The organism is Hymenobacter sp. HD11105 (assembly GCF_054051685.1).
Map to the genome: position 1 here is coordinate 936,210 of NZ_JBSWBR010000002.1, position 16,945 is coordinate 953,154.

Below are 16,945 nucleotides of genomic sequence, written 5' to 3' on the forward strand. Positions count from 1 at the left end.
AAGTAGCTTTTGCATATACGTTTTTGTAACCATGGAATAGGACAGTTGCTAGCTTCAGAAACTGACTTTGGTTGAGCTAAAGCTACCTGTAATTGCTGAGTATATACCAATGGCTACTACCAGTAGTGTTCCGGATTGAAGGAAGCACTATACGCACTAAGTACAAGCTAAAAGACCACTTAGTTAATTGGCGGCAGCAAGTCAATCAAACCGTCTTCGCTGACGACTACTGCCAGCACTGGATACTGGCTGCTTTCAACGTAGCGCAAGGCTGAATTATAGCGCGAGCCGCGCGACGAGTCGCCTTTGGCGGTAGCCAGACCATCGAGAATGGCGCCAATGGCGTGGCATGTTCCATCGGGGTCGATGAGGACTGCGCCGTCGATGTTGGTAACCAGGCGTAGCGTAGCGGGCGTCATCACGCGCGGCACCACCCGGAAACTTTGGCGGGTAAGGCGCTGAGCCTCTTGGGCTGCACCCTCCGTGATAACGAGAATAGTACCGTTGGACTGCGTGCTGGCTTCCTGCGTAAGGCGCCAGAGGTAAGCAATGCCAGTTTGCTCCAGATTGGGCCATTGCTGGTGCACAGCGCGGGCGAAATTGTCAGCATCGATGCGACCCTGGGGCAGGCGTGGAGCATTCGACACCACTTTCATCATGATATGATCGGCGTGGGATAGCTCCCAGCTATAGTGCTTGGTGAAGTGCACCGTAAACAGGGGCTCGTAGTGCGGATGGGCTTCGGCCACCATGCGGCCCAAGCCAAAAACGTGGGTAGCGTCGGTGATAAGGGCGGTGTTATCCTCACTCAGCTCCAGGAGCTTACGAATGGAGCGATGGTCGCGCAAGGCAATAGGCGTTTCGAGGGTAAGCACGGGCTCTACGGCCGGATGGTGGCGCCGGGCAATGACCATCAGGCCGATGCCATCGTCACCTTCATGGCGTAGGGCTGCCACGCCGTTGCAGGCGTCGTAGAGGCCGTGGGTGCCAGCGCCGGCGCGCAGCATAAAGCGGCGGCCGGCGGCCCGCAGCATCTCGTTGTAGTCGCGGTCAAGCACGGGGTGGGCGTCGTCGGCATCCGACTCGCGTAGAGCACGGGCGCAGTCTTGCAAAAACTCCTGCACCGCCGCGGCCAGCAAGGAATTAGCCCGAGCCACAATGGTATCGGGCAGGGCATAGTAGCTGTGGTAAGCCTCGGACGAGAGCTGCAATACCACAAGCACCAGATAGCCATTAAAGCTCACGGGCAATGAGCAAAACGAGGTGCGGGGCTCCGACTCAGGGGGCATTTCAGCCAAAGTCAGCTCCGTGGCTTGGCGCAGCAGCTCGTACCAGCGCTGCTTCTCAAAGCGGTCTTGGTCGGTGGGGTGCAGGTGATAAACTACGTCGCGGGGCCCATCGACCGACTCGAGGGTGGAGGCGCGTATTTTTACCTCCGCAAACTCAGTGGTTGGGTAGCGGTGGTTGGCGGGTTCTAGCACTACGGCCTGCGGCTCGTCGGGCTCTTTGGCGGAGGCCAGGCCCAACAAAAAAACTTCGGGTTTTAAATTTCTATCGAGCAGATTAAAAACACCTTCGGCAAAAAGTTGAGCCGAGACGCGAAACAAACTTTGGTGCTCCCACATAGGGCAATTGGGGTGGTCAGGAGGAGGATGGGGCGTAAACTTTACTGCGTACGCGAAAAGGCCCCCCAGGGTAGTGCGGCGAGGGGGCAACATTCCGGCCACTTTAAGCTAACATCCAAGGCTGAATCAGGTTATAAGGTTCAAGATATTGGCGGAGGTTGGTAAACCTTTCTGAACCTGGTATCTTCACGATACCGATCACCCGTTGCCGCCACCGCCATGTTTGTTGATTTACTGCTGGGCTTTTTGTGCGCTGTGTCGTTTTTGCCGCTTACTACCGGCTATTGTGCCCACAGCTACGGCCGCTCCTTCTGGCTGTGGTTTGCGCTGGGTTGGGTGCTGCCCATCGTTTCGTTCTTCCTGCTGTTTGCCCTGATCTGCCGCAAGCAGCTTAACCCCGGCGAGTGCTTGGTAGATGAGGCGAAGGCTATTCTAGCCGAAGCCGAGAAGAAAGCCTTACTCAGGTAAGGCCGGGCTTTACCAAGTCATGCTTGACTCAAGTATGCACTGACAGATTTTGCCCCCCAGGCACCCGTGCTGAAGCAGCCTTGCAGCAAGTAGCCGCCCGTGGGCGCTTCCCAATCCAGCATTTCACCCGCCACGAAAGTGCCAGGACGCTGGCGTAGCATCAGGTGCTCATCCACTTCTTCCCAAGCCACGCCGCCGGCCGTGCTGATGGCTTCATCCAGCGGCCGCAGGCCAGTAATGGGCAACGGCAGCTGATGTAGCAGCGGTGCCAGTGCTTCGGGTGAGGCTATGGCTTCGGCCGGGGCTACTTCGCGTAGTAGCGTGGGTATGGGTGGCCCGAGGTGCAAAGTTTGCTGCAAAAAAGCCCCCCAGGACTTGCTGCCGCGAGGTTTGTTGAGCTTCTGGCGTAGCTGTTCAGGTGTCAGATCAGGCTTTAAGTTGAGCCATAGCGTAGCGGGTACTTGCTGGCTGAGGGCGGCGCGCAATACGGGGGTAAGTGCATAAACCGGGGTGCCTTCGAGGCCATATTCCGTCAGCATTACCTCGCCGCGCACGGTTTGGCCTCCACAGCTCACAGCAATATTCTTAAGGGGAGCGCGGCCCACTTTCTCCCGAAAAAATGCCCCCCAAGCAACTTCGGCGCCACAGTTAGCGGGAGCAAAAGGCGTAGTTCGCACGCCAATTTCCGTGAAAGCCGCCGTCCAGCTACCGTCGGAGCCGGTTTTGGCCCAGCTAGCCCCGCCTAGGGCCAGAATGGTAGCCGGGGGGCAAATACTGAATTCTTGCCCAGTTTGCTCGTTGCGTAGACGCAGGCCGTTGGTCGAGTCGGGTGTGAAGCCCAGCCAGCGGTGCCGAGTTTTGATGATTACACCCAGAGCCGCCAGCCGGGCCAGCCAAGCCCGCAGCAACTGGGCCGGCTTATAGTCGGCCGTTGGAAAAATGCGTCCGCTGCTGCCCACAAAGGTTTCTATGCCCAGCGTAGCGGTCCAGGCGCGTAGTTGTTCGGGGCCAAAGTAGGTGAGGTAGTTACTAAATTGATCGGTGTGGACGCCGTAGCGCTGCCCAAATGCGGGAAGCGGCTCGCTGTGTGTAAGGTTGAAACCGCCGTGCCCAGCTACCAAAAACTTGCGGCCCACGGTGGCCTGGGCGTCGTACACGGTTACGCGGTGGCCCGCTTCGGCTAGGTGTTGGGCAGCCAGCAAGCCCGCCGGGCCGCCCCCGATAATGGCGATGCTGGGATGGTCAGACATAAAAGAGAAGCAGAAGCTACCGGCCGGCAAGATACAGCCGCGCCCAGCGGCAATGCTAGCGTTGGCTTGGCTAACTAGCAATGTTTAGCCAGCGCTAAGCAAGTGTCGCAAACCTGCCGTGGCGCTCAAGTTTTTAACTTGTCGCCATTCTACCTAATTGAAATCCTAACAGCAACGTATAGAAAGCTGTTCCGCCAACCTATTCTCCTGCATGAGTCCCTACTCTATTCTGATTGGTCTGAGCCTGGCCGTTATCGTATCGTACTTATTCGACTTGGCTGCCCGCGCCACCAAAATCCCGTCGGTATTGATGCTGCTGCTCACGGGTATTGCGCTCAAGCAAGCCGCCGACTATGGCGATATTGGGGTGATAATTCCGAAAGTAGTACTTGAGATATTCGGTATTATTGGATTAATACTCATTGTGTTAGAAGGAGCGCTGGATTTAAAGTTGAGCCGGGATAAAGCGCCCCTGATTCGGCGTTCGTTTGCGGCGGCGGCACTTATCCTCATCGTGCAGGCCCTCATTATTGCGGAGCTGCTCCAGCTGTATCTGGGCGTCTCTTTTCAAAGCTGTTTGATAAACGCCGTGCCGCTGGCCGTCATTAGCTCGGCCATTGCCATCCCCAGCGTGTCTAGCTTGGCAGGACCTAAGCAAGAGTTTATTGTGTATGAGAGCACCTTTTCGGATATCCTCGGCATCATGCTTTTCAACTTTGCCTTACAGGATAACTTTGCCCAAGGCATATCGATTGTCACGTTTCTGCGCGATGTAATAGCCGTCTCGATTGTGGCCGTTATCAGCACGGCGGTGCTGGCTTTCATGCTGGACCGCATTCGGCTGCACATCAAGTTCTTCCTGATTTTTGCCTTCTTGGTCCTAATTTATAGCCTAGCCAAAAAGCTGCATTTGTCGTCACTGCTGCTGGTACTGGCCTTCGGATTAGCCGTGAACAATGCCGAACTGTTCCTGCGCGGCCCTTTGCGTCGTCTGCTGCACCCTGAGCGTCTGGCCGAGGAGCTGCACCAATTTAAGAGCATCACGGCCGAATCGGCTTTCCTCATCCGCACATTCTTCTTTCTGCTGTTCGGGTATTCCATCACGCTCACCAATCTCATTAGTGTCACCTTGCTTTGGCAAGGCCTACTAATCGTTGCGGTGCTCACAGTTATCCGCTTTTTTTATCTGCGTTACATCGCCAAATCCGACCTGATACCGGAGCTGTTTATTGCTCCTAAAGGACTTATCTCGGTGCTGCTGTTTTATAGTATACCCGAGGCTCACCTCATTGGTCAAGTCAGCGAAAACATTCTGTTTGTCGTAATTCTCCTAACCGGGCTGCTGATGATGATTGGTTTACTACTAGCCCGCAAAGAACCGGAACTAGGCGAGTATTGAGTGCTGTGCGCCTCGGGCTCTGATCTAGGATAAATCTCTAAACTCAGACCTATGGATTTCTCTATCGCGTGGCAGAAACTCAACCAGATTGGCCGTGACCTGATGGCCACATTGCCTAACATCGCCATTGGGGTTGTTGTATTCATACTATTCATGTTGCTGGCTCGTGGGGTGCGCTCCCTAGTGCAGCGCATTACGCGAGGCAAACGGCAGAATCAGAGTCTGTCATTGCTATTAAGCCGGCTAGCGTACGTGGCCATGATCATCTTGGGCGTGCTGGTCACGGTGACTGTTGTGCTGCCCGGCTTCACTCCGGCCAGCTTAGTCAGCGCCTTAGGAGTGGGTGGCATAGCCATTGGCTTTGCTTTCAAAGACATATTTCAGAACTTCCTGGCGGGGATTCTGCTGCTACTTACCGAGCCATTCAAGATCAACGATCAGATTAAGTATAAGGACTTTGAAGGCACCGTAGAATCTATTCAGATGCGGGCCACCACCATCAAAACCTACGATGGTCGCCGGGTGGTTATTCCTAACGCTGAGCTGTTTACCAATGCCGTAACTGTGAATACGGCGTACGATCAGCGCCGCTTGCAGTACGATGTCGGCATTGGCTACGGCGACGATATCGCCAAGGCGCGGCAGTTAATGCTGGAAGCTGTTAGCGAAGTAGAAGGTGTGCTGCACGTGCCGGCTCCCGAGGCGCTGGTAATGGAACTAGCTGAGAGCAGCGTAAACATTCGGGTGCGGTGGTGGGTGAATCCACCGCGTCAGGCCGACGTGCTCGATGCGCAGGATAAAGTGCTGGAAAGTATCAAGAACAAACTCACCGCCAACGGAATCGATATGCCATTCCCGACTCAGCAGGTCCTATTCCACGACCAGACCGAAGTGACGGACGGCGACCGCCGCACCCAGCGCGAAGGCTGGCCCGCTGGCCAGGGCGATGTGCCGACCGCTCGCGCCGCCGTTGCCGAATCGAGCGAGCAGTAGCGCTTTTCTATGGATTTGATTGAATATCTAACTCTAAGACTTATGCTTACCCTGGTTCATGGGTACGTCCTGCAATACAGATTGTGGCCCGTTGCTCGTGTTTTTGAGAATGCTCAAGTCGCCTCCGGTTTCTAGTATTACGGCCGCAGCATCTGCCACGCTCGCTACGCCTTGCTCGCGCAAGCCAGCTAGAATTTCTGCTTCCGTAACGCGTTCAGATTTGAGTGCTGCCGACAAAAAAGCCCCCTGATACACCAAAAGTGTGGGCTCGGATTTAATGAGCTTACTCACCGTTTTGGAGCGCACGGATAGCCACGTCAGCAAGTATTGGAGAAATATAAGCAGGGCAAATGCTACTAATCCATCGGCAAGGGGGACGCTTTTATTAAGCAGTACGGTGGCCAGCGTGGAGCCCAAGGCAACCGTTACAATCAGGTCGAAGGCATTCATCTTGGTCAGCGTACGCTTGCCTGAGAGGCGAAGTAGTATAATTAGCCCAGCATAAGCTGCTACTCCAATCACCAAGGTGCGGGCGATGCTGGTCCAGTTAGAGAAGAAAAATTGCTCCATAGTATAGTTGGTTTACATTGGGTTTGGTAGCAGATAAAGAAGGTGCACGACGATGAGCATCATTGAGTAAACACGCTTAGTTACCTTAACTCCGCTGTTCCCAGCATTTATAAGACATTGCTAGCGCGTCCGCAATATTTAAGGTGTCTTATGGCTAGCCACTCGTTGCCGCACCTGCGCCCGTTCGTATTCGCTGTGCAGAGTGCGCTCGGCAGCTTCGCTAATCAGGGCTCTATGCTGATGTAGTACCTTAATGCGCTTTGGATCCTGGGTGCGCTGCTCAATGGTAGTCAGGGCTGTGAGCATGCGCAAGTACACGGCGGCGTTTCCTTCGGCGCAGACGCGGATCTGATCGAAGGCGGTAGTTACGAACTGCTCGAAGGAAGGACGCAGGGCTATGACCCGGACCCGGTCGCTATCAGCTCGCAATGGATTGGCTAGGTGCCGATCAGCTAACTGGGCCACTAAGGAGCCGAGGTGGTCTATACTGATGATGGCGGTGGTCGTGTCGTTGATGCCCGGCGATAGGGCTTTAAGCGCAATATCAACGATCTGCCGCAACCCAAAACCAGCATCCTGCTCGGTAGTACGCAGGCTGCCCAGGCCAAACCGATCATTCACTTTATTCTTAAGCTTTTCGTCAATTTGCAGAGTAGTACTTTTGTAGCTCGCAATTGAGACCAGAATTGCCCCCCGCGCCACAAAGCCCCCTATACCATGCTCCATGCGTACTATGCCGTCCAGATCGCGGGCTAATTCCATTAGGCCTTCTTCATCAACGCTTTGTACATAGCCATTGGTATGAGAAAGCACAGGCAGCCAGGTCAGTTGGCTAGCCTGCTCCAGTAGTTCCTGCGCTTCACTAGGGGCGGCTTCGTGGCCTAGCTCGTCGGGAAACAGGCGTTTGATGGCGGCTTCTGTTTCCTCCGTGGCGTTGCGCACGATATTGGACGCTTGAATGGAAGAGGCAATGTGATGAATAAAGAAGATAAGCACGCCAATGCTGACCAGTGCCAGCACCAGGCCCATAAGCACAGCCAAAGAAGGAATGAAGCTGCCCTCATCGCCGCCCCGAATGGTACGCAACACGATAAGGCAGTACACGAAAATGCTGACGAAAAAACCCAGCACCACCTGATTGGCCCGGTCGCGCATAAAGTTGCGCAGCACCCGCGGTGTATATTGGCTAGACACCTGCGCTAACGTGCTCAGAGTGAGGGAGAAAATAAGGCCAGCTACGGTGATCATGGAGCCGGCAATGGCCGTGAGCACGCCGCGAGCACCATCGGAGCCGGCCCCGAATAGCAGGGGGTATTCTTCTAACCAGTCGTGCTCTATGCGTAAATCAACGAAGACCAAAGCAAAGGCTAGCAGCACCGCCCCAGTCACCATAAGGGTCGGAACAAACCATAAGCTTGCATTCAGATTGAGCCACAGTGCGCGAAGTCGGTTCATACCTTGGTAGGTACTGCCGAGTATGCGCTAAGGTTGTTGATTAGGTGTTAGCCCGTTCCTTGGTTAGGAAAACGTTAGACTGAAGGATGTTACTCGATTTCCTTGAGCAACTGTCGGCGATAATTAGCCAAAATGGTGGATTTGAGCAGGAATCCCAGGTAATATCCGTCCCGAACCACTGGCAGGGCCCAAGCGTCGTGGTGCTCCATTTCGCTGAGCGTATCCAGCAGGCTATCCTCGGGCGACACGACAGCGACGGGCGGGGCCATAAGGTCGCTGACGTAGGTAGTAGTATAGTGCTCGTCGTCGAAGAGAGCGTCGCGCACCGTATCCAACGAGACGACCCCCACCAGCCGATTATCACCGTCCACGACGGGAAATAGGTTACGGGTAGCGTGACGGAAAATGTCAACCAGCTCGCCCAGCGTCGTTTCGGGGTGCACCGCCACAAAATCAGTTTGCACTAAGGACAGGGGCTCTAGCTGGGCTAGCAAGCCCCGGTCGCGGTCGGCGTGCATGTGTACGCCCCGCTGCACCAGCTTGCGGGTATATACGGAATAAGGCTCGAAGTACTTGGTAATCAGGTAGGAACTGGAGGTAACCACCATGAGCGGCACAAACAAAGCGTAGCCGCCGGTAATCTCGGCAATAAGGAAGATGGCTGTAAGAGGCGCGTGCACCACACCTGCCAGGGTGCCGGCCATGCCCAATACCACAAAATGCACCTCAGAAACCGGATACCAGCCGCTCATATTTATCAGGCGAGCGAGCAAAAAGCCCCCCAGCGCTCCCGTAAACAGCGAGGAGCCAAACATACCCCCGTTGCCGCCCGAGCCGATAGTAACGCAGGTGGCAATAACCTTAAGCATCATGCTACAGGCTACCACAAGCAGAAGCAGCCACACGTTTTCGTCGCGGTAAACGGCAAAAATGGAGCCTTCTACCAAGCCCTCGGGCCGGCCCGCGAGCAGCATTTCAACAATGTTGTAGCCCTCGCCATAAAGCGGAGGAAACAGAAATACCATAATTCCCAGGGCCAAGCCACCGAACACAACCTTGCGAAACGTGCCGGGAAAACGCTCAAAGTACTTGTCGGAAGCAAAATAGATGCGGATCATGTACACCGACAAAAGCGCGGTGAACAAGCCTAGCATCAGGTAGGAAGGCACGGCCTCTACGGGCCAAGTAGTGGTAATCAGTACGAAAGGCTGACCAGCATATAGGGCTTTGGATACCACCGTGGCTGTAGCCGAGGAAATAAGCAGGGGAATGAAAAACGGGGCTGAGAGCTCCGACAGAATCACTTCTACCGCGAACAGCACGCCGGCAATAGGACTGTTGAAGATAGCCGCCACGCCGGCTGCCGCGCCACAGCCTACCAACAGGCGCCGCTCACGCCGACCTACCCGCAGAATACGGCCCAAATTAGAACCCAACGCCGAACCCGTAACAGAAATTGGGGCCTCCAAACCCGCCGAGCCTCCAAACGTGACCGTCAGAAACGAGGTGACCGCCTGCGAGTACAGCTTACTACGGGGTACAATACTGCCCTGTCGGGCAATATTGTAAAGAATAGGGCCGATGCCTCGGCTAAGCGTGCCGCCCAAGGCGTAGCGCGTAAATAGCACCGTGAGCCCAATGCCAAGTATGGGATAGACAAACAGCGCAAACACGCGATCTTCCTCCGGAACCCAAGAGTAAAGCAGGTTCTGAGCCCCGTGAACTGAGCTTTTGAGCAGTACTGCCGCCAAACCAGCCAGTACCCCCACCAGTACGCTCACCAGAATCAGGTATATCCGGTCGTTGACGTGGCGCAGGCGCCACAGCAACAAGGGACCCAACAAACGGTGAAAAGGACTTTTAGGCATGGAAACAACAACTAAAGCGATGCCCTAGCCGCAAGAAACCGGCCATTAATACAAGGTACAAGTAATAAGAACGAATAAGCTACTTACGAGTAAATACGTATCAGCTAACGCCCGAAACGGCGTATCCCTCAGCTAGTAACAGGGCTTTGCTGCCTTTGAACAGTGCGCTCTTCAACTCCAGCGTGCCCCGCCGATAGTCATCGGAGTAGGTCCAGAAGAAGGTGCGCAAGTCGGCTGAGGAACCGCTGATTTTTTCCACCACCACGTAGGGGGTGTGCGGTTGACGGTTTTCGACGCCTTTGTGGCTGCTCACGTACTTAAGCAATAAATCTTCAGCTCGGTCGGGGGCAGTTTCGGCGCCTAGGTCCACGCTTACCACAAAGTCCTCGCGGATGAAGCCATCGCGGGTGAAGTTGGTGAGCGGCTCACGTAGCACCAAAGCGTTAGGCAGAAAGATATGCTTGCCGTCGAAGGTTTTAATGAGGGTAGTGCGCAGGTTCAGCGCCTCTACCTCGCCGGTAAGGTCGCGCACTTTCACTGTGTCGTGGATGCCGAAGGGGCGATTAAAGGCGAGCACTACGCCGGCCAGAAAGTTCTCGGCAATATCCTTCAGGGCAAAGCCTACGATAAAGGCCGAGAGGCCGGCCCCCGCCAGCAATCCACTAGCCACCCCCGACAAACCCAGCACGTGCATGGCCAGCAGCACCCCGGCCATGAAGAGAACCAAACGGGTAAAGTTGGTTAGGAAATCGGCCATTAAGGTGTCGTGGGCACGCTGCTTTAGCCTAGTGCCCAGCAGTCGGCTTATACGATTGGCAATGGCCGCCCCTATGGCTACAACTATAAGGGCAATAAGAAGCTTAGGTAGCAGGTGTATAAACTGGTGCCAGTAATCAAGCAGCACTTGATTTAATTCGTCGAGCATAGGTGAGGAGGAGAGAACGGAATTTGCCCCCCAGCGGGAGGCTGGGGGGCATTTTTCTTAAGCCAAATATTCCCTGTACGGGGAGAAGCAGCCGGAAGATTAAAAAAAGCCCCCAGCCCATTAACGTTTGGTTAGTACTTCCTTAGTATATGGTTGCTACAGCTTTAAACCGGCTGTTGAGCTTCCAACTATTTCGAAAAATGATCGGCAAGAAGCAGATGCCTAGCTTACTTTTTTGGGCTTTAAGTATTTTGTGGCCTTCGTTTTCAAATATTTAGAGGCCGGGACCACGTGGTAATTGGGGTTAACCGCAAAGAGCTCCTGCTGCACACCCACGTGATTTTGACCCAAAATGACCATGACTCGCTTGGCTTTGGTTTGCTGCTGGGCACGCAGAATGTTGGAGTAGATTTTCAGATTGCGGTTGTAGAACAATGTGATGTAGTGCGCTCCAATGTAGGCTGTGTCCACTTTGCCCAAATCATTCGTGTTGGTGCCGGTGGCCGAAAACGCACCGTTGGTCACCATCGCGGGGTTGTTGAACACCACACGGTGGCTCATGGCCACTAAGTCGGGGTGATTAGCTAAGGCGATATAGTCATAAACCGATAGACTGTCGTGTTGAGCTAGGCGATGAAGAGGACGGGAGGTGACCTGCATCTCCTTTAGTCCCTTGTTGAAATAGTCGATGTTGTCACCGCTGCTCAGCAGCGACTGGGAGGTCGAGGCATAGTAATCGATGCAGGCTGGGCTCGGGAGGTTCAGTTGCTTGGCCATCACAAATCCTACTTGGTAGCGCTCGCTGCGGCCGGTGCCGGAAGGAAGAGTGGAGAAATCAAGCTTTCCAGCGCGGTACAGCGCGTACAAGCTGTCAATTTGACCCTGTTCCGAAGGCTCAGCTTCTATCATGATTGCATCAGGCCGAAACTTGAGGAGGTTCTCTCGCAACTTGGCTATCTCCGCTTGTTTTTTGGAATTAAACACGTCCGACTGCGGCTCCTTATTATAGATTCCTGCTAAGTGCGCAAAGCCCACCACCATGATTTCCGTCCGATCCTTTCCGTCGGATTGCGCTCGACTGATAGCTGGCACTAGAAGCATAAGTAGGCTTAATAGACAGAAGTAAGCGCGGTGAGGGGCTTTTTGGAGTTGTTGGTGAGGCATAAGGGACGATTGTGAGGGTACGGGAGCAAATAAAATATATAGTACCTTGCAAAACAAGGTAGTGATTAATAATTTTTAACACACTAAGAAAAAGCGATGAAGAAGTGATCAGAAAGCCGAGTTTGGGTGCAGCTACTTGCTTGTTCCCAAGCCGACGCAGACTCTGCAATCTCGCGAGCGTAGGAGAATCAGGTAGCCAGAGCAGGCTTGTTAAGCCAAAGCCGAAAAGCAACGGTGCCCACAGCATACGCCACTACATCGAATGGATCGGCCACGGCGGTAGCGGAGAAGTAGGGTAGGATGCCTTCAAACCATAGCGATACATATATCCAGGCCGCAATTAGCCAAGTGTCGGGAAGCACAAAAGCGCGTGTACGAGCCACGAAACGGCGCTGCGCAGCCAGGGCCAAACTCAGCATAACGGGCATAGCGGCCAAGTCGCCTAGGTAGGAAGTAAGCAGCGTGGGCAGGGGCCAGTGCACCAAGTAGCGGTTCACGAGGTAGCCCACGTACAGGAGCACGGCGATGACAAACAGTGGGTGTCGGAATTCGGGCCAGCGCTTCATATCAACCTGCGGCTACAGTGACTACCCAAACTATAAAAGACAAGATGGCCGCAAAAGCCAGTTGTCCACCCCTAACAATGGTTTTGAAAAAACGCTTTGCCCCCTTGTCCTCGGGCGTTATTTCCATCAGGATAAGGGACGACGTCTTCTGGTTTTCCAGCTCTGCGCGCTCAATGGCGCTTTGCTGGGCCCGCGGGTCGAGGAGCTCACCGCAGTGCTCACAACGGTCTTCTGGACTGTGTTGCCACGCGGACCACTGCTGGCAGTGCGGACACTTTTTGGAAGCAAGTAGAGGAGTATCAGCCATCTGTAGGTTACGCACAAATTGGGCGGCTGGGTTGCATAAAATCCAAAAAGACCAAAACGGCACCATAGTGACGCTTTGGTCTTTTTGACCTATTTAACCCGTTTTTAACTTGAATTAGGGATGAATGCCAATCGGCTATAACTCCATAATATCCTCATTCCACAAAGTTGGTTCGGCCTCAATAAACTCTTGCATCATGGCTACGCACTCGTCCAAATCTACAATTTCCACCTCCACGCCGTGCGACTCCAGAAACTCCTTGGACTCGCCAAAGGTGCGTGATTCACCCACGACTACTTTCGGAATTTTGAACTGAACGATGGTGCCCGCGCACATGAAGCAGGGCATCAGCGTGGTGTAGAGTACCGTGTCGCGGTAGGTGCGCTGGCGGCCGGCATTGTAGAGGCAGTCCATCTCGCCGTGCTTAATGGGGTTGTTTTCCTGCACCCGCTTATTGCGCCCACGGGCCACAATTTGCCCCCCACGCACTAGCACCGAGCCGATTGGAATGCCGCCTTCCTGGCGGCCTTGACGCGCCTCGTCGATGGCGGCTTGCATGAATTCGTCCATAAAAGTAAAGTCAGTAGAAACGCGCTAAGCGCATTCGGTTATTTATTCAAGTGCAAATACTGCGCAAAGAACGATGATTTGACGCGGACCTAGCGCGCACAAATGCCTTTGTAGGGGCAATACTGGCAGCGCTCCAGATCATCGGTTTTGCGAATGGCCTCCGTGGGGTCGAGAATGCGGTGCACAAAGTTGGTAAGTAATTCTTGGCCTTTATCGAGGAAGGACGTGCCGTCTTCGGTCAGAAAACCCATGTCGGCGGCCATGGGGCCGGCACTGAGGTTGCGCAGGGAAATAATGGCGGCATCGGCGGCGGGGCGACCTTCGCGCTCCAGCATCAGGCGGTAGAGCCAGAGCTGGCGCACTTTGTCGGCAGCCGATGTGGCGTCGGTGAGCAGACGCTGGGTGGCTGCGGCCGCGTCTTCGCCCCGCTTTTGCAGACGAAGCTCGTGGGCTTGTACCAGGCCGGTTTTGTAGTCTATCACGCGTAGGCGGCCATCGGGTAGCTCGTCGAGGCGGTCGGCGATGCCATAGAGGCGCAAGGCTAGCGTGTCGCCGCCGGGCAAGGTGACGGGAATGGTTGTTTGCAGGATTTCTTCCAAGCCGCTGACTTGCAGAGGCAAGGCGCCGGCTTGTTCGGGCAGGCCCTCGAGGTAGCGGCGCACAAGTTGGGCGGCTACCTGACCGAGCACGTGGTTTAGGCCCTCGTCGGGGCGGGCGTGACGCTCGTCGTCTTCCTGGCGCATGGCTTGGGCCACCTCGGTGGGTACTTGTTGGAGCAGAGCCGGCAGGTCGACAGCGGTCAGGGGGCGTTTTTCCTGAGCAAAGGGCCGCAGTAGGTTTTCAAGCACCTCGTGCACTACTGTGCCAAAGCCATCAGCCCCAAGCTTTTCTTCTACTTCTTCCGCTTCTTGAAACTTCGCCAGGCGAGCGAAATAAAACTGGAGGGAGCAGTTCAAAAATTGATTCAGCGCAGACGGTGAGAGGCCCCGAATAAGCACGCCGCGCAAAGCCGTGAGCATGTCGAAGTCCTTTTCCAGCACCAAATCACCAACCGGATTTTGCGTGATAACATCACCAGCAGATGCATCTGCTAACTCTGGGCCCTCATCAGCCATAACGGTGGCTACTACATCGCGCAGCAACAAGTCGGGGTTCTGGGGAAGAAGATCATTCTCAATTTGAAGCAAAAACCGGCTTCGCTCGCCTGTGCGGGTGCCTTCGGCTCCTGGCAGCACGTGCAGCAAATCGACCTTTCGGGCGCGCTGGAGTAAGCGCCAGAACTGGTGGGCGGTGGCGGCTTCGTGGTCGGCGTAGGTGGGGAGGTTGAATTCGCGCAGTACGTCGTAGGGAAAAAGAGACGTATGGCGCTTGGGGGCGGGCAGCACGTTCTCGTTACAGCTCAAAATAATGACGTGGTCAAAGTCAAGAGCACGGGTTTCAAGCAAACCCATTACCTGCACATCAGCAATGGGCTCCCCGCTGAAAGGCAAACGGGTGCGGGCCATTTGCTCATACAGAAACCGCCGAAACGAGCGCACCGACAGGCGCTGCTCCCGGCAGTCGAACACCGAATCCAGACGCTTTACGAGGGTGAAAAACAGATACAGATATTCCGCCTCAATAGCTGAGTGCTGGTCTTGATAGGCTTTTTTGAGCAGATCAATGAGGGTGTAGCAGGCCGCAATAATATCGTCGCAGGTGTCCCAAGTAGCAAATAGTGCTTCAACCAGCGGGTGCTGCTTACCCAACTGCAACAACTCGCTGGCGGGTAGCAGCACGGCGTTGCGCTTCACGATCTGGTTGCATACGTGCTCGAGCAAACCGTGGTACTGGGGGGCATTTTCCTGCTTGTCGAGCCACTGCTGATAGCGGCGCAGAAACGGGTGCTGCAACAGCTTTGTGACGGCCAGATGATGGTAGCGCGGCACGCCGTAGCCCGTCTCGGGCGAGCCTTCCCGAATGCCGGTCAGGTGCACCTCAAACAGCAAATCCACAAGGTTGAACAGGGGAGTGCTCTGGAAGCTCAAGCCCATGGTCACGTTGTACTCGGGCACAGCTTCGGGGGGCAAACCGTGCAATACCGGTAGGAGCAGCGTCTCGTCAGGCAGCACGATGGCCACCTTGGCGCGTGGGTTTTGCAAGCGAGAAGCCGCCAGGAGCTGGCCGGCTACTTTGCCCTGCATACTGGAATTCGCCACGCCCACAAACTGGATTTCGCGGGGCAATGTGCGCAGCAAGTCCGGGAGGGCGCCGGTGGTGCTGGCAAAGCTCTCGGGGGGCAAATCCCACTGGGTGCGGTAGCGGCGCAGGTGTTGACCAGCCCGGTTAGGTAAATCTTGCTCTAGGTAAAATGCGTCACCGTCGAAGCGCACCTCGGCGCGGCCTTGCTTGAGCAGCAGCCGGATAAGTCTTTCCTCCGCTTTGGATAAAGAGCCTAGGCCTAAAAAGACGTGCTGGGGGGCTTTTTGGCCGTTATCCAGCATATTCTGCACGTGCTCCACGGCCAGCCGGTAAGCCAGGCCCGGGTAGGCTACGCTTTGCTGCTCCATGCGTTTGCGCAGGCGCCAGTACACTTTTTCCAGGTCGTCCCAGAAGCGAAAGTAAGCTACCGTGGTGCTCGCCGGGGCCGGCATTTGCTCCAGCGCCCAGCGCTCCAGTGCCTTGGCTTCGGTGAGGTAATCGAAGACCTTGGCCGGCGTCGCCATATTCTGGTCAAGGTTGGAGAAGTCTTGTAGCAGCAGCCCCGACCAACCCACAAACTGATCAAAATCCAACTTCTTATCGATCTCCCGTAGAATGTCGAACAGCATGAGCTGCAGGGCAATAGGCTCTTCTACCTGCACGCCCGCCAGCTCCACCATGTAGTCTTCCATGGCCGCAATGCGCGGGCTCCAAAGCGCCGTGCCGACCTCCGTAGCCAGGGCCAACTCGTTTTTCAAGTACACCACCGCGCGCCGCGTGGGTACCACCACTACCACGTCAGAGAGCTCTGAACCCGGATAGCGCGCTACTAAGTCGTGGGCTGCCTGGGTTAAGAATGCTACCGGACTAGCCTCGTCAGCAGCAGACGAGAGAGCAGGAGCAAGGGTAGTGGAAGGGGCGAGGGACATAAAGGTAGAAGGGATAAAATTCGGCTTCTGACTAAGTAAACGAGAGCCTAGTGAGGAGCTTATTACGAGGAGGCACGAATTATGCTATTAGGTCAATAAAATACAATTCTTGAACACTTCATTCATGCGTCCGGTTCGTTGCTTATTGCTTGTTATTTCATTTTTGGCTGCCTTCAACAGCTATGCTCAACTAGGGCGGGTGGGCGCTACTCGGTCGGTTGAAGAGTTTAAATTTAAATCCATTTTCGGTGCGCCCAAGAAAGATAGCACATTAGCGTACTGCCTGCTAGGTAGCGGCTTTCTCAAGACCCGCCGAGCCGCCGGCACTGACACCCTGATTGCTAGATGGATAAAGCAGCACCCTACGGCGCGCGTAATACCCGTTTCAACTATCGAGTCTACGATGCTGGGCGCGCCCAAATCCAGCATGACTTATTGCTGGGTGGTAGATAAGGACGAGAATTTGAATGTATACTTAGTTAGAAACGGATACTTCCCCGGGGGCACCATGCAGAAGCCCAAGACCGACATCAAAAACCATATCAGCAAAAAGGACTACGATGAATTCATGCTGCAAATTCGGCTAGCTGAGATTCATGCGCAGAAAAAGAAGCTTGGAGTGTGGGTGAAGGAGTAAAGCGTCCGCTAGCCAGGATGCTTCTGAGAAACTGATTT

General features: G+C 54.9%; 15 protein-coding genes. 4 read left to right on the forward strand and 11 right to left on the reverse strand.

Features of this window, described 5'->3' with window-relative positions:
• Positions 1-179 precede the first annotated feature (179 nt).
• Positions 180-1,625, reverse strand: a complete 1,446-nt coding sequence (locus tag ACW9KT_RS10120; protein ID WP_457079921.1) for a diadenylate cyclase — start codon at positions 1,623-1,625, stop codon at positions 180-182.
• Positions 1,626-1,844: 219 nt separating this feature from the next.
• On the opposite strand from ACW9KT_RS10120, the gene ACW9KT_RS10125 reads away from it, so the two are divergent.
• Positions 1,845-2,093 carry a hypothetical protein gene (locus tag ACW9KT_RS10125; RefSeq protein WP_457079923.1) on the forward strand — a complete coding sequence of 83 codons (249 nt, stop codon included), beginning with the start codon at positions 1,845-1,847 and terminating at the stop codon, positions 2,091-2,093.
• Between the two features lie 17 nt (positions 2,094-2,110).
• Here ACW9KT_RS10125 and ACW9KT_RS10130 read toward each other — a convergent pair whose 3' ends face one another.
• Positions 2,111-3,343 (reverse strand): NAD(P)/FAD-dependent oxidoreductase, encoded by a 1,233-nt coding sequence (locus ACW9KT_RS10130; RefSeq protein ID WP_457079925.1) that lies wholly within the window; start codon positions 3,341-3,343, stop codon positions 2,111-2,113.
• 211 nt (positions 3,344-3,554) lie between these two features.
• Between ACW9KT_RS10130 and ACW9KT_RS10135 the strand changes: the two genes are divergently transcribed.
• Together ACW9KT_RS10135 and ACW9KT_RS10140 are read left to right on the forward strand one after the other, a co-directional pair.
• A complete protein-coding gene (locus ACW9KT_RS10135; protein ID WP_457079927.1) occupies positions 3,555-4,742 on the forward strand; it encodes a cation:proton antiporter domain-containing protein in 1,188 nt (395 codons plus the stop codon).
• A gap of 51 nt (positions 4,743-4,793) precedes the next feature.
• Complete coding sequence (locus ACW9KT_RS10140) at positions 4,794-5,735, forward strand: mechanosensitive ion channel family protein (protein ID WP_457079929.1); 942 nt, start codon at positions 4,794-4,796, stop codon at positions 5,733-5,735.
• A 33-nt stretch (positions 5,736-5,768) separates the two neighbouring features.
• Here ACW9KT_RS10140 and ACW9KT_RS10145 read toward each other — a convergent pair whose 3' ends face one another.
• The 9 genes from ACW9KT_RS10145 to ACW9KT_RS10185 form a co-directional block, all read right to left on the reverse strand.
• Complete coding sequence (locus tag ACW9KT_RS10145; protein WP_457079931.1) at positions 5,769-6,305, reverse strand: DUF421 domain-containing protein; 537 nt, start codon at positions 6,303-6,305, stop codon at positions 5,769-5,771.
• 138 nt (positions 6,306-6,443) lie between these two features.
• Positions 6,444-7,760, reverse strand: a complete 1,317-nt coding sequence (locus ACW9KT_RS10150) for a DUF2254 domain-containing protein (RefSeq protein WP_457079933.1) — start codon at positions 7,758-7,760, stop codon at positions 6,444-6,446.
• 89 nt (positions 7,761-7,849) lie between these two features.
• Positions 7,850-9,628 (reverse strand): chloride channel protein, encoded by a 1,779-nt coding sequence (locus ACW9KT_RS10155; protein ID WP_457079934.1) that lies wholly within the window; start codon positions 9,626-9,628, stop codon positions 7,850-7,852.
• A gap of 100 nt (positions 9,629-9,728) precedes the next feature.
• On the reverse strand, positions 9,729-10,553 hold the full coding sequence (locus ACW9KT_RS10160) for a mechanosensitive ion channel family protein (protein WP_457079936.1): 825 nt from the start codon (positions 10,551-10,553) through the stop codon (positions 9,729-9,731).
• 222 nt (positions 10,554-10,775) lie between these two features.
• Entirely contained in the window at positions 10,776-11,654 is an 879-nt protein-coding gene (locus tag ACW9KT_RS10165; RefSeq protein ID WP_457079938.1) for a DUF5694 domain-containing protein, read from the reverse strand.
• 251 nt (positions 11,655-11,905) lie between these two features.
• Positions 11,906-12,283, reverse strand: a complete 378-nt coding sequence (locus tag ACW9KT_RS10170) for a magnesium citrate secondary transporter (RefSeq protein WP_457079940.1) — start codon at positions 12,281-12,283, stop codon at positions 11,906-11,908.
• Position 12,284: 1 nt separating this feature from the next.
• Positions 12,285-12,590 carry a hypothetical protein gene (locus ACW9KT_RS10175; protein WP_457079942.1) on the reverse strand — a complete coding sequence of 102 codons (306 nt, stop codon included), beginning with the start codon at positions 12,588-12,590 and terminating at the stop codon, positions 12,285-12,287.
• A gap of 135 nt (positions 12,591-12,725) precedes the next feature.
• Positions 12,726-13,160: a nucleoside deaminase gene (locus ACW9KT_RS10180; protein WP_457079944.1), complete on the reverse strand. Its 435-nt coding sequence runs from the start codon at positions 13,158-13,160 to the stop codon at positions 12,726-12,728.
• An 89-nt stretch (positions 13,161-13,249) separates the two neighbouring features.
• Positions 13,250-16,270, reverse strand: coding sequence for a PD-(D/E)XK nuclease family protein (locus ACW9KT_RS10185; RefSeq protein ID WP_457079946.1), 3,021 nt, complete (start codon positions 16,268-16,270; stop codon positions 13,250-13,252).
• 124 nt (positions 16,271-16,394) lie between these two features.
• On the opposite strand from ACW9KT_RS10185, the gene ACW9KT_RS10190 reads away from it, so the two are divergent.
• Positions 16,395-16,907 carry a hypothetical protein gene (locus ACW9KT_RS10190; RefSeq protein ID WP_457079948.1) on the forward strand — a complete coding sequence of 171 codons (513 nt, stop codon included), beginning with the start codon at positions 16,395-16,397 and terminating at the stop codon, positions 16,905-16,907.
• The last annotated feature ends 38 nt before the right edge of the window (positions 16,908-16,945 follow it).

What these genes read in the sequence shown, in the direction of transcription:
- ACW9KT_RS10165 (WP_457079938.1), bottom strand. Translation starts at nt 11,654, where the DNA reads ATGCTTCTAGTGCCAGCTATCAGTCGAGCGCAATCCGACGGAAAGGAT.
- ACW9KT_RS10140 (WP_457079929.1), top strand. Translation starts at nt 4,794, where the DNA reads ATGGATTTCTCTATCGCGTGGCAGAAACTCAACCAGATTGGCCGTGAC.
- ACW9KT_RS10175 (WP_457079942.1), bottom strand. Translation starts at nt 12,590, where the DNA reads ATGGCTGATACTCCTCTACTTGCTTCCAAAAAGTGTCCGCACTGCCAG.
- ACW9KT_RS10160 (WP_457079936.1), bottom strand. Translation starts at nt 10,553, where the DNA reads ATGCTCGACGAATTAAATCAAGTGCTGCTTGATTACTGGCACCAGTTT.
- ACW9KT_RS10145 (WP_457079931.1), bottom strand. Translation starts at nt 6,305, where the DNA reads ATGGAGCAATTTTTCTTCTCTAACTGGACCAGCATCGCCCGCACCTTG.
- ACW9KT_RS10190 (WP_457079948.1), top strand. Translation starts at nt 16,395, where the DNA reads ATGCGTCCGGTTCGTTGCTTATTGCTTGTTATTTCATTTTTGGCTGCC.
- ACW9KT_RS10155 (WP_457079934.1), bottom strand. Translation starts at nt 9,628, where the DNA reads ATGCCTAAAAGTCCTTTTCACCGTTTGTTGGGTCCCTTGTTGCTGTGG.
- ACW9KT_RS10120 (WP_457079921.1), bottom strand. Translation starts at nt 1,625, where the DNA reads ATGTGGGAGCACCAAAGTTTGTTTCGCGTCTCGGCTCAACTTTTTGCC.
- ACW9KT_RS10170 (WP_457079940.1), bottom strand. Translation starts at nt 12,283, where the DNA reads ATGAAGCGCTGGCCCGAATTCCGACACCCACTGTTTGTCATCGCCGTG.
- ACW9KT_RS10185 (WP_457079946.1), bottom strand. Translation starts at nt 16,270, where the DNA reads ATGTCCCTCGCCCCTTCCACTACCCTTGCTCCTGCTCTCTCGTCTGCT.
- ACW9KT_RS10130 (WP_457079925.1), bottom strand. Translation starts at nt 3,343, where the DNA reads ATGTCTGACCATCCCAGCATCGCCATTATCGGGGGCGGCCCGGCGGGC.
- ACW9KT_RS10150 (WP_457079933.1), bottom strand. Translation starts at nt 7,760, where the DNA reads ATGAACCGACTTCGCGCACTGTGGCTCAATCTGAATGCAAGCTTATGG.
- ACW9KT_RS10135 (WP_457079927.1), top strand. Translation starts at nt 3,555, where the DNA reads ATGAGTCCCTACTCTATTCTGATTGGTCTGAGCCTGGCCGTTATCGTA.
- ACW9KT_RS10180 (WP_457079944.1), bottom strand. Translation starts at nt 13,160, where the DNA reads ATGGACGAATTCATGCAAGCCGCCATCGACGAGGCGCGTCAAGGCCGC.
- ACW9KT_RS10125 (WP_457079923.1), top strand. Translation starts at nt 1,845, where the DNA reads ATGTTTGTTGATTTACTGCTGGGCTTTTTGTGCGCTGTGTCGTTTTTG.